We start from the raw sequence: 12,120 nt of genomic DNA, 5'->3' as shown, positions 1-12,120 counted from the left end.
CCACCCGGAGCACTCCCGCGTCTGCCGGACGCGAACGCCGCACTCGCCTGGTTCCGCTCCGAGGAGTCCACCATCCGCGCACTCATTGACGCCACGGCCGGGGGTAGCGAGCAAGAACGCTCCTCACAACTCGCCCTGACGTATGACAGCCTCTCCACCATGGCCGGCCGGCCCACCGACCGCACGAGCCTGGCCGCACAGCACACGGGCCATCGGGCACTCCACGTTGGTGGGGCCAGCGAGAGTCTTCACGAGGCCGACCAGCACTCCGACTCCGCCCTCAGCCCCGATCAGCAACCGCGCCCCGATGACGGGACTTCTCCGGAGACGGGGGCATCACGTATTGGACTCGTGTCCGCGCAATGACCTGATCATCGCGGAGGATCGCTGACGCCCGATCATGAACGGCTCGACGCCGGTGCGGCTCGGGCGCGCTCGGCCGACACCCGCCTGGTGGGCAGCGTGCGGTCGCCATGAACCGCCGTCCACGCGGGTACGGTTGATGGATTCGGTCCAGAACTCACCATCCTCGTTGGCAAGGGCTGACTCGTTGCTGCGCGGGAGCGCGTTTGCAGCTCGGGCCGGTGGGCGTCGACCCGTTGCCCGGCCGAAACGCTGCCGGCGAGCTCGGCACGGCTTCTACCGGTTCTCGCACGACCACAGTGAGATCGCTGCCGAGGCACGCTCCGCTTTCCAGCCCTTCCCACGTCCGGCAGATAGCTCTGCGGCCGCCGCCCGATGGGGGTGTGCCTCGGACTCCTTGCCGGCTCGCTCGAGCAGCTCGGCGTACCAAAGCTCTGCCGTGGCCTCGTAATCGCGGTGTCCGCGGGCTCGACAGCGGCCGATGGCTTCCGCCAACCGCTCCTCCGCCTTAGCGACCTCACCGAGGCAATTCAGTGCCTCGATCTCATTGAGCAGGGCTGCAAGTGAAGTGACGGAGCTGCTCCGGGAAGGCAGTTGAGCGGTCGCCTGCCGTGCTCTGTCCAGCGCCGCCGCCGGTTGCCCTGCAGCGAGCAGCAGATACGAAAGGTTGCTGAGCGCGAGAGCCTGAGCGCCGACGTGGCCCAGCTCTCTGCTTTCGTCCAGTGCCTGCTCGATGCAGCGGATCGCCTCGTCGAGGTTGTTCAGGTCGGCGCGGATCAGGCCGAGAGCCATGCGACAACGCAGCCGGTCCTCGCCGGCCGGCAGCGAGGAAGCACACGCGAGAGCGTTTTCCACCTCACTCTGGGCTTCCTCCCAACGTCCTCGCGCCTTGAGCGCTGAGCCGACCGCATAGTGCATCCTCATCAGCGCGTATGTGTCGTCCGAATGCTTCGCGGCGCTGAGCCCGGCTGCGGCGCAGTCCAGCCACGCTCCTGGCGCGGCGCGTCCGAGGTGCAGGTTGATGCAGTTGTCGGCCAGCCGCCAGGCGCGATCCGGCTCGCCATCCTCTGCGGCCATGCGGATGAGGGCCAGGATGGCGGCCTCTTCACATTGGTACCAGTCCACAGCCCCCTGCCTGTCATGGAAACGCACCTTCACCGTGGAGGTCCGGGCCGAGGGGCTGCCAGGAGCGCTCTTTGACGCGTGGGTGAAGGAGGCGGCTTGCGCGGTGACGGCTATGTAGTGGTCCAAGAGCCTGGCCCGGCTCTGGCGACGATGGCACACGGTGATTTCGGAGGCCAGAAGGTCGGCACAGTAAAGGCGGACAAGGTCGTGCCGTGCAAATCGTCCGGGTCTGGCCTCGCTGACAAGGTGGTAGGCCACCAGCACGTCCAACGCCTTCCGTGCCGCAGCCTCCTCGCAATCGAGCAGCGCCGCTGCGGCCGGTCCGTCGATCTCGCCCCCCGGGTGGATGGCCAGCAGCGCGAGCAGGCGGCCGGCCTCCGGTGTGAGCTGGCCGCGGGTGGAGGCGAGGGCCGCGATCACCCCGGAATCGCCGATGGTTTGCAACATGCCAAGGCGCAGCCGCTCGTCTTCCAGCTCGTCCACCAGGGCACTGATGGTCCACCGGGGACGTGCTGCCAGGCGTGCCGCCGCGATCCGCAGGGCGAGCGGCATACAATCGCACAGCTCGGCGAGACGGCGCGCCATCTCCGGTTCTGCCCGAACCCGCTCGGTTCCTGCCAGGCGGGCAATGAGCTCGAGGGCCTCGGGCAGGGGCAGCGTTCCCAACGTCAACGGCGCGGCGCCCTCCATGACCACCAGGTCGCCCAGCTGACTGCGGCTGGTCACGACGGTGGAGCAGCCGGGGCCGGCAGGCAGCAGGTCTCTCACATCTTCCGCCGACGGCGCGTTGTCCAGCACGATCAGGAGCCGCATGTCCTGCGTGATGGTGCGGAAGCAGCCCGCGCGGCTCACGGGGTCCTCCGGGATGTGCTCGTCGGGCACGCCCAGGGCGCGCAGGAAGTGGCCGAGGACCGCGTGAGCGTCTACGGGTTCCTGGGGTCCGAATCCGTGCAGGTCAACGAAGAGCTGCCCGTCCGGGAACTGCCCGGCCACCGCGTACGCCCAGCGCACCGCCAGCACGGTCTTGCCCGCCCCGGCGGGGCCGGTGATCAGAGCCAGTCCGGCTCCTTCGTGGCCAGGCCCGCACTCCCGGTCCAGCCACCGGGACTCCCTGTCGCGTCCCACCAGGCCGCCCGGCAGCCGTGGCAGTTGTGTCAGGACCGGCGTCGACGCGGCGCCTTCGGGCACTGGTGGGGCAGTGGGAGCAAGGGACTGGGACCGGGAGTGGGCCGCCCCGGCGGCTTCGTGCTCGGAACAGGCCACCACGGTGGCGAACGCCGCCTGCAACTGGGTGCCGGGGATGACGCCAAGCTCGTCCCGCAGCCGCCGCCGCGCCTGGTGATACACCTCGAGGGCCTCGGACTGCCTGCCCTCCTGGTGCAGGCATCGTACGAGCGCGCCAACCAGGGACTCGCGCAGCCCGTCCGCTCGTACCGCTTCCTCAAGTGTGGCTACGGCATCGCCGCCGCTGCCCAGTCGCAGCGCTCGATCTGCCCATGCCTCGACCGCCAGTACCCGGGCCGCTTCGAGCTCGACCCCCAGGGTGCGTCGCAGTTCGCCCTCGGCGACGCCCATGAGCGCGCTGCCACGCCAAAGACCCAGCCCCCTGCGGATCAGTGCTACGGCCTGCTCGTCTTCGGTCGTCCTGGCGGCCAGGGCTACGAGACGGCGGAACTCAAGCGCGTCCACTGCCTCAGGGGCGCCGCGCAGCTCGTACCCGAGGTCGTCCCACAGGATGGCAAGCGGGCTGTCAGACAGTTGTCGCCGCAGTTCCGCGACGTGCCCTTGCAGCGCTTGCCGAGCGCGCGGAGGCGGATCACCGTCCCAGACAAGTTCCAGGATTCGCGCGACGGGAACCACTTGGTTCATCCGCGCCGCCAGCAACGCCAGAACCGCCTGTCGCTTACCTTCCCTGACCTCAGTCTCCGCGCCGTCCGGCGAGATCAATCCGACTGGGCCCAGCAGCACAACCCGCACATCGACACCAAACCACGCCCTGATCGCGCCTCGGGCAAGCCTACCGACGCCCATACGTCGTTCGAGGTAGCCCTCGGCACTGTTCGCTACCAGATGAAATATCCTGGAAGGCGTAATTGCGTCAAGTGACCGATTCCTTGTGGGTCAGCTTCGGCTGACCAGTGTGGGTGCCTAGGCTGGTCAGCGTGGGATTCCGTCAGCTTCCTGACAGCTCCGCCACCAGTCGTTGCACGCCATCCTCGCCCCACCTCTGGATCAGCACCGCTGTCCATTCGACGGCGACGCGGTAATCCCCGGCGGTCCACTCGGCTACGGACGGGTGCTGGCCGACCACCAACGCGTCAGCGATCAGGCACAGCTCGGAAAAGCGAGCGTCGCCCAGCTGACTGCGGACCAGAGCAGGCGAGCTCACGGCAGGGCAGCCGTCCGTCAGGCCGAGCACCGCCAGCGAGCGAGCCGACTCGATCACCTCAAGGGCCTGCGCCCGCGGTACCGGCAGGCCAGTACCCAGGGCCCGACCGGGGTCGGCCAGCGGTGAAGAGCCGGCCACCCAGGAGCGCACCAGCAGACTCACCGTCTCGGCCTCGTGCTCACCCATCATCCAGCCGCTCCGCCCACAGGTCCGCGACCCGCCGGGAGCCCGGACGCCAGGTCTGGGCAGCCGATCGATCCTGCGCACAGCCGCGCGCCGATTTCCCCGCTCTGGTTCGTGCCTCATCCATGCCGACGCCATGCACACTTCCGCGCACTCCTTTCCAGCAGGGATCCACCCCGTCCGGGATCGGGCAACCGCCTTACAAAGCAGAACGCACCAGAGCGCGAGTACGGTTCATGAGACATGCGCGGGGTTCACACCGATCTCGGCAGCGCTACTCCCGCGCTCCCGCATTGCAGGCAGGGATCCCCGCCAAGCCATCGGACTTGCCGTTCCGTCGTCGGGCGGTCTAGACGAGTTGGTTGGCCTCAGTGACCTTGGTGCCGGCGGAAGGCGACCCTGCGATCTGCCTCCGTGCAGGTGCGGCCGACAGACCTACCGCGCGTATCCCTTCCCGATCGCGTTCCCCCACACGGGATGCTTCGCGGAGATCGAACCCGCGACAGAGCCGGGAGGAGGCGTACGCGGACGCAGGGTGCCCGTCAGCCACTTCCCGGCCTTCCACCACAACCCGGCGGGGGATCCACGCTGTGTGGGCTACGGCATCAGGCCTCAAGAGCCTCGTCATGTACACCGAGCGCTTCGCGCAGCGAACGTATCGCGTAGAAGTTGCGGGACTTGACCGTGCCGACCGGGACGCCCAGGATTCCCGCCGTCTCAGCCACCGAGCGGTCCCTCATATGCAGCTCGATCAGGACCTCCCGCTGATGGGGCGCGAGTTCCGCCAGGACGACTTCCATGTCGCGGGCCACCAGAACGTCGTCGAACGGGTCGGCGACATTCGCGTACTCCTCCGGCACTTCGTCGGTTGTCTCCTGCGGCCGGGCCGCCTGCATGCGGAAGTGGTCGATGGCAATACGTCTGGCAACGGTGAACAGCCACGGGCGGGCATGCTCCGGGCCCCGCGACATCGCGGCCGGGTGCTGCCAGGCTCGCACCAGGGTCTCCTGCAGGACGTCCTCGGCCCGCCCCCGATCACCGCTGGTGAGCCGGAGCAGTGCGCGGAACAGGTAGCTGCCGTGCAACCGGTACAGCTCATGCAGGGTCTCTTCGTCGAGCGTGGCACGCTCGGTCGGCGGGGCCTCATCTGCTTCCTGAACCGATACGCGCCCCTGATCGCCGCCGCGCCGCTCAGCCGTCTCGGTCCGCCCTCTGGACGCTCTGTCGCCCGAACGCCTGACCTGCATTCCAACCACACTCCCGTTGGCCGCTACATGTGCCGGAGCCCCTCACCCGGTCACCGCTGTGATGCGGGCGCGGTCCTCCCCTTCCCGGCCACCGAGGGTGTCTTCCGTCGCCAACGGCATCCCAACGAACCGCCAAAGCGCCATGCCGACGAGGTTCGCAGGGGTGAAACTTCGCGGTCGGCCGCCTGAGCGCCGGGCCCCTGACGCCCCCAGGTGCACGCACTGGGACACGGCGACAGGCCGATGGACCGATCGATACCGACCCCGGACAGGCGCGTGAGCGCCATGTGAACTCCGCGCGCCCCTCCGCCGTTCACAGGAACAGTTAGTCGCTCCTGACAGCCGAACCCCGGATACTCCAGCCGCCACGCGGTGGAGACTCCTGGTCGCCTCCCTGGCTAATCCGCCCCGCACTACCCGTCGCGCCCGGCCGGAGCGGCCCGAGTCGGCGTCGCACACGCGACACAAGTGTCACGGTTCCCAGCTACCGATCCCGATCAAACATCCGCAGGAAGGTCGACGATGCCTGCTTCCCCCACTGGCCGGCCCCAGTTCGCCCAAGGGCTCGCCCGCGAAACAGGGCACGAGGCCGCGGTGCCGTCGGCAGCACCCCCCTGTTCCAGCATCGATCCGGAGCTGTTCTTTCCTTCTGGCCACTCCCGCTCGGACCAGCTCTGCACCGACGCAGCGAAGGTCGTCTGCTCGACCTGCAGGCTGCAGGACCGATGTCTGGAGATGGCGATGCAAGAGCCCCAGCCCCTTGGAATCTGGGGCGGTCTGACCGCAACCGAGAGGCGAGGCCTCAGCCAGCGATCGCGCGATCTGTGGTGCGGCAGCGAGCGTCTCGTCGAGCGCCTCGCCGCTGGGGAGCGGCTGTACGTGCGGCCACCGCACCGTCTTGCAGTCGTGCTGCGGCTGCAACAGCTCGGATGGGGCAACCAGAGGATCGGTGATGCGATCGGCACGACGCTCCGTGCGGTGTACCAGGTGCGCGGACAGACCGCTCGTGCCCTCGCCTATCTCCGGGTACTCGGTTTCGATCTTCCGGACGTGCCGAACGGCCCAAAGGACGTGTGACCGGCCCCGCAAGAGCTCAGATCCCGTTCGGCTGAACCCGGGCTTCGACCACTTCCGTTCATCTGAATGCAAGAACCGGGCTGCTCAACAAGTCGGCCTGGCCCGCCTCAGGCCACACCTACACGCCATGACGGGACTGCCGCTGAGGCCCAGCTGGCGATGGGGCAACATCCAGATCCCCCTCGGCACCGGCGCGCCCCCCCACCTGGGGATATGGTCCTGGGCTTGCTTCCGTCCGGGACGGAAGCAAGCCCAGGCTTTGCCCCCAACGCGCTACGAACGGATGCAGCAATGACCACCGGCATGATTCCTCCCCAGCCCGTGCCTGCCCCTCCCCAATCCGACGATGAGGTGCGGCAGCTCCGATACGAGCACGATCTGCTTGGTGAGCGCGCCGTAGCGGACGATTGCTACTACGGGGTCCACACGCTGCGTGCCATGGAGAACTTCGCCATCACGGGCACCGCCATTTCCGCCTACCCGGCCCTGGTCACGGCTCTGGCCTGTGTGAAGCAGGCCGCCGCTCTAGCTAACCGGGAGGTGGGCCTGCTTGAGCCGGACAAGGCTGACGCCATCATCCGTGCCTGTGAGGAGATCCGCGCCGGAGCCCTGCACGACCAGTTCGTCACCGACGTCATCCAGGGTGGTGCCGGCACATCCACGAACATGAACGCCAATGAGGTGATCGCCAACCGGGCCTTGGAACACCTGGGTCATCCCAAGGGCTCCTACGAACACCTTCACCCGCTCGAGCATGTGAACGCCGGGCAGAGCACCAACGATGTGTACCCGACCGCGGGAAAGATCGCCCTGCACTTCGGCGCACGTGACCTGCACGACGCCATGGAGGCCCTTCAGAAGGCCTTCTCAGCCAAGGCGATCGAGTTCGCAGACATCCTCAAGGTGGGCCGCACCCAGCTTCAGGACGCTGTGCCGATGACACTCGGCCAGGAGTTCGCCGCCTACGCGGTCATGCTCCAGGAGGACCGTGAGCGTCTGACTGAGGCCTGCGAGCTGATCCAGGAGATCAACCTTGGCGGCACCGCGATCGGCACCGGACTCAATGCGCACCCCAGATACGCCGGGCTGGCCTGTCGCCATCTCACGACGATCACCGGATTCCCGCTTTCCACCGCTGACGACCTGGTCGAGGCCACTCAGGATGCGGGGGCATTCGTCCAGCTGTCCGGGGTGCTCAAGCGCATCGCGGTCAAGCTCTCGAAGACATGCAACGACTTGCGCCTGTTGTCGTCCGGACCGCGGGCCGGATTCGGCGAGATCGTACTGCCGCCGGTGCAGGCCGGCTCCAGCATCATGCCTGGGAAGGTCAACCCGGTAATCCCCGAAGTGGTCAATCAGATCGCCTACGAGGTGATCGGCAACGACGTTACGGTCACCTTCGCCGCGGAAGCCGGGCAGCTCCAGCTCAATGCCTTCGAACCGGTGATCGTCCACAGCCTTCTCAAGAGCCTGACGCACCTTCGAGCGGGATGTCTGACCCTGGCCGAGCGGTGCATTTCGGGAATCACCGCGAACCGTGAGCACCTCGCCCGGCAGGTAGGCCGCTCCATCGGCCTCGCGACCGCCCTGAATCCTCATATCGGGTATGAGCAGGCGACAGCAGTGGCGCAAGAGGCCTTGCTCAGCGGCGCCAGTGTGTACGACCTTGTCCTGGACAAGGGCCTGCTCAGCAGAGAGCAACTCGGGGAGATCCTCCATCCGCGCAATCTGGCCTGTCCGGGCAGCGCGGAATCAGCTGCGAAGCCTGCACGTCACACGGATCTTCAGAGTTCTGGGGAGGCAGACGCCCGCCAGGCGCATCCGGGCCGCCGCAGGCTCGGAAACGAGTGCACCATCTGTGACGACTGGGGCACGCTGGTGCCGGGCGACGGTCAGAACGGCACAGTGCCCTGCCCTTACTGCAGGCGTGGTCGGGAAACAGTCACCACATCAGAGGTGTGAAGCGCAGCTTTGCCCTGCACCGCACCAGGCGGTGCAACGGTCCGTGGGCCACCATCGACCGCTCGCGTCTCTCGATGCGGGCATCTATCACAACCGCGACGGTCGGCAGATCTCTTCGTATGTCATCACTAGGAGGGGTGGCCAGGTGTGTCCCGCCTGCATGTGTCACCCAGCGCCGCAAGATCGTCTTCTAGCACAAAGGGCTTACCAATAGTGGGGACCATGCGTCCGGGAACCGGTCTCAGCCGCGTGCTCGACTATCTCGGAACCACACTCCTTGATCTCATCCACGGTGACCCGGACATAGTCGACAACATCGGTGGCATAGCAATCCACGATCCTATGGACGAGCCGGAGCTTCCGAACCACGCTCTGGTGCTCGGGGTCGGTGTGGAGGGGCCTTATGAGATCACACGGCTGCTCCATACCTTGGGCGGCCATAGAGCAGCCGGGCTGGTGGTACGCGCCCCCGTCCCCGACGACGAGCGGATCAGAGCTGCCAGCCGGCGCTCCGGGACGGCTCTGCTGACTCTTACCCGCGGCGCCTCCTGGTCCCAGCTCGCAGCGTTGCTCCGGTCAGTCCTGGCCGAGGGAACAGTAGGCGGAGCAAGGCCGGGAACGCTGACCGGCATGCCATCGGGGGATCTCTTCGCCATCGCCAATGCAGTTGCTGCACTACTGGACGCCCCGATTACGATCGAAGACCGCAATCACCGGGTTCTGGCCTTTTCCAACCGCCAGGATGAGGCCGACCCATCCCGGGTGGCGACGATTCTGGGCCGACAGGCACCTGAGTGGATCACTCAACGGCACGAGGCACACGGCGTCTTCCGCGAGCTGTACACAACCGGCGACCCGGTCTACTCCGGGCCGATCGACGCTGCCAACCTGCCCCGTGTCGCCATTGCAGTGCGCGCCGGAGATGAAGTGCTTGGCTTCATCTGGGCGATAGCACCCGGGCCGCTCACCGCGGAACGCGAGAAGGCACTGCAGGAAGCCGCTCAAGTCGTAGCGCTGGAATTGCTCGGGATCCGAGCAGGCGCCGACGTATCAAGGCGGGTCCGGACCGACCTGGTGGGGACCGCGCTGGAAGGTGGTCCCGGCGCGGCAGAAGCACTGGTACGACTGGGCATGGTCGAGCAGACCACGGTCGTCATGGCCTGCGCCCTCAAAGAACAGGCATCGGACGACCAGTCTGAGTCTCATGTGAGAGTGGCAGACGAGCGGCAACGGCTGGCCAACGCTCTTAGTCTGCATCTCTCGGTGGTTGACTCCCGGTCTGCAACCGCGCTGATCGGCGAGGTGTGCTACGGAATCGTGCCGATCGTGCGCAGCCAAACGGATGCCGAAGACCGTGCGGTGCGCATCGCGAAGAACTTCCTGGACCGTACCGGTGACAGGGTGACGGGTGTGATCGGGGTGGGAACACCAGCAAACGACGTGGCCGGGCTGGCAAGCTCGCGCCTTGCCGCGGAGCGAGCACTCAGGGTGCTCCGTTCCAGACGAAGTGGCCGATTGAGGGTGGCTCGGATCGCCGACATCCACGTCGACTGGCTGCTCCTCGAGCTCGGCGGCATCGTCGCGGCCGAAGGCAAAGAGCCGATCGGGCCATTGGCCCGGCTGATCGCCTACGACACCGCACACAATTCAAGACTGGTGGAAACCCTGCAGGCGTGGCTGGACACATTCGGTGACGTGACCAAGGCGAGCGCCAGGCTGGCCGTCCATCCGAACACTCTCCGTTATCGCCTGCGTCGCGTCGTCGAGATCGGTGGCATCGATCTCGACGACGCGGAGAGCCGATTCGCAGCGATGCTCCAGCTACGCCTGATGCTCCCGCCGATCACTTCGGATCGGTTGATGGCCGAGGGCAGCAAATGATTCTCCTGTCGCCGGCGTCTCGTTCATGACGAGCTCCTTGAGCATGCTGGCCTACCGCGCTGGCGGAACGGGTGGACAGGACGGTCCAGCTGCTGACGGCGGGCGGTTTGGGCCGTAGCGGGCACTGCCGAGCGTTGCCATCCCGCGGTGGCCAGCCCGGGCGGCGCAGGAAACGGTTCAACGAGTGCCTCGCGACACCAGCTGATCGGGAACGTTGAACGCTTATCGATGAGTTCTGCCTGCTCGTCGCAGCCGAGGGTCAGGAGTTCCTCGTAGAAGCCGCCGAACCCGTGTTCGCGGTTGACGAGGTGGATCTCAACGATCCAGTGACAGCGGCGGCCCGCCTTGTCGTTGCGGCGTAGCGGGGTGTCATTCGCGGGGGCGATGTACGACTCCGGCTCCGCGCCGTCGATCTTCTCGTGGTGGAACTCGCCGACCAGGTGCCCAGCATGCCAACCACCCAGTTCCCAACCAACCTCTGCCGCCAGTCGCTCCACCTCGGCGTACAGCTCATGTCCGGTGATGTCAGGGTCGCTCTCGAAGTGGCGCTTGCCGGCCCTGAACACGCGGGGCAAGTCGTCGCACAGCCGATGCTTGACCGGGTCATCGCCGAAGACGAACGTCCGACCGAAGTCGGCCTCGTACTCCTCAAAGATCGGCCCGAAGTCGGCGAACACGATGTCGTCTGTGGCAATGACACGGTCCGGCGGATTCTCCCGGTACGGCAGGAGGGTGTTCGGCCCGGATCTCACGATCCGCTTGTGCCAGTGCCGAGTTGTTCCGAACAACTCGTTCGCCAGGTCCCGGATTCGGTCGCTGACCGCCCGCTCCCGCTCTCCCGGGGCGACCAGCCCACGTTCCTCGATCGCCGTAAAGAGCCGTTCGGCCTTCGCCTGGGCATCCAGTAGTCGTGCCGCGCGCGCGGGTTCCCTATCCACCATAACAAGGGAGTTCAAAGTAATGAACTTTACAGTCAAGTTTATTACACTTCAGAGGGTGCTCAGATCGCAGCGCAAGGCCGTCGGCAATCGCCACACGCCTGGGCGTGTTCACCTGCATGCGAACCGAAGGACACACGACCGATCGACACGTCGCCCGGGGGGCTGCCGTGACCAATTCGGCAGCCCCCGGGCGCAGCTTCCGGCCCGGGGGAGGTATGCCGGCAAGCTGTGAACACCCAAGGATCGCAAGGGCGTTCACTGAGGAACACGGCCCCTGTTCATCAAATGGTTCACCGACCGCGACACGCATGGACCCACGTCAAGCGGAGGCACGTCCGGGGATGCACGAAACAGGGCTCTCCCCCATGCACCTCCCACCGCATCTGCCCTGGTGTGGCGCCCGGTCCGATGAACCCATACCTCGGCCGCGCCCGTTCACCTGGACATCTAGACCCGGTTCTCGGCTCGCGCCTCAATGCCATGTGAGGCGGAAGGCGTGGCGGTGACGGCCTGCCGCCAACTGCCGCGCAGGAGAGTGGCCGTCGCCATGGCGGCCAAGCAATATGCGGTCAAGGAACAGGCGCTCTTTTCGCCCTGTGATTCACGGCAGTGTTGTCGACCGAGTTCGTTCAGGGTGCAGCATTGGCCAAGGTGGTCAACGCCAGCACCAACCTGGGAGCGCTTCTGCTTCACAGAGCGAGGCCATGTCATGTGGACCCTCGGCATGAGTGTGTGCAACATCCTGGGAGCTCGGTTGGGGACAGAGATGGCACTGCGCAAGGGCACTGGTTCCATCAGCACGGCCCTCATCGCAGTTTTGACCATGATGGCTGCCGATCTTGGCTACAACCGGTTCCACCAGTGAACTTCCGGACAGGCGGACTCTCGAACTGCGGTAGTCCCACGAGCCGACACCCGGTAGATTGTGCGCAAAGCGACTCTCGTCACGGCT

At 66.6% G+C, this 12,120-nt stretch carries 8 protein-coding genes and 1 pseudogene; 5 read left to right on the top strand and 4 right to left on the bottom strand.

The window, feature by feature from the left end; translation table 11 throughout:
• Positions 1-366: hypothetical protein (locus FB157_RS48110; protein WP_222441029.1), on the top strand; the 366-nt coding region annotated here is incomplete at its 5' end.
• A 273-nt stretch (positions 367-639) separates the two neighbouring features.
• Here the strand turns inward: FB157_RS48110 and FB157_RS43935 are convergent.
• The 3 genes from FB157_RS43935 to FB157_RS43925 all read right to left on the bottom strand — a co-directional run bounded on the left by FB157_RS43935 (position 640) and on the right by FB157_RS43925 (position 5,307).
• Complete coding sequence (locus FB157_RS43935; protein ID WP_186581953.1) at positions 640-3,465, bottom strand: BTAD domain-containing putative transcriptional regulator; 2,826 nt, start codon at positions 3,463-3,465, stop codon at positions 640-642.
• A 196-nt stretch (positions 3,466-3,661) separates the two neighbouring features.
• On the bottom strand, positions 3,662-4,066 hold the full coding sequence (locus FB157_RS43930) for a hypothetical protein (RefSeq protein ID WP_145886949.1): 405 nt from the start codon (positions 4,064-4,066) through the stop codon (positions 3,662-3,664).
• Positions 4,067-4,665: 599 nt separating this feature from the next.
• Positions 4,666-5,307 (bottom strand): sigma-70 family RNA polymerase sigma factor, encoded by a 642-nt coding sequence (locus FB157_RS43925; protein WP_145886946.1) that lies wholly within the window; start codon positions 5,305-5,307, stop codon positions 4,666-4,668.
• A gap of 522 nt (positions 5,308-5,829) precedes the next feature.
• On the opposite strand from FB157_RS43925, the gene FB157_RS43920 reads away from it, so the two are divergent.
• The 3 genes from FB157_RS43920 to FB157_RS43910 all read left to right on the top strand — a co-directional run bounded on the left by FB157_RS43920 (position 5,830) and on the right by FB157_RS43910 (position 10,227).
• Positions 5,830-6,384 (top strand): WhiB family transcriptional regulator, encoded by a 555-nt coding sequence (locus tag FB157_RS43920; protein WP_145886945.1) that lies wholly within the window; start codon positions 5,830-5,832, stop codon positions 6,382-6,384.
• 303 nt (positions 6,385-6,687) lie between these two features.
• Complete coding sequence (locus tag FB157_RS43915) at positions 6,688-8,346, top strand: aspartate ammonia-lyase (RefSeq protein ID WP_261386951.1); 1,659 nt, start codon at positions 6,688-6,690, stop codon at positions 8,344-8,346.
• Between the two features lie 222 nt (positions 8,347-8,568).
• Entirely contained in the window at positions 8,569-10,227 is a 1,659-nt protein-coding gene (locus FB157_RS43910; protein WP_145886942.1) for a CdaR family transcriptional regulator, read from the top strand.
• A gap of 254 nt (positions 10,228-10,481) precedes the next feature.
• On the opposite strand, the pseudogene FB157_RS43905 reads toward FB157_RS43910, so the two are convergent.
• A pseudogene (locus FB157_RS43905) lies at positions 10,482-11,168 on the bottom strand (M24 family metallopeptidase); the annotation flags it as partial.
• Positions 11,169-11,664: 496 nt separating this feature from the next.
• Between FB157_RS43905 and FB157_RS43900 the strand changes: the two are divergent.
• Entirely contained in the window at positions 11,665-12,033 is a 369-nt protein-coding gene (locus tag FB157_RS43900; protein WP_145886940.1) for a hypothetical protein, read from the top strand.
• Positions 12,034-12,120 lie beyond the last annotated feature (87 nt).

Source organism: Streptomyces sp. BK340 (assembly GCF_007827595.1).
GTDB lineage: Bacteria > Actinomycetota > Actinomycetes > Streptomycetales > Streptomycetaceae > Streptomyces.
Note: the sequence above shows the minus strand (reverse complement) of the source record. Positions and strands in the feature narration are given on the sequence as shown.

Coding starts and splice junctions, on each gene's coding strand:
- FB157_RS43930 (WP_145886949.1), bottom strand. CDS start 4,066: ATGATGGGTGAGCACGAGGCCGAGACGGTGAGTCTGCTGGTGCGCTCC.
- FB157_RS43910 (WP_145886942.1), top strand. CDS start 8,569: ATGCGTCCGGGAACCGGTCTCAGCCGCGTGCTCGACTATCTCGGAACC.
- FB157_RS43925 (WP_145886946.1), bottom strand. CDS start 5,307: ATGCAGGTCAGGCGTTCGGGCGACAGAGCGTCCAGAGGGCGGACCGAG.
- FB157_RS43915 (WP_261386951.1), top strand. CDS start 6,688: ATGATTCCTCCCCAGCCCGTGCCTGCCCCTCCCCAATCCGACGATGAG.
- FB157_RS43920 (WP_145886945.1), top strand. CDS start 5,830: ATGCCTGCTTCCCCCACTGGCCGGCCCCAGTTCGCCCAAGGGCTCGCC.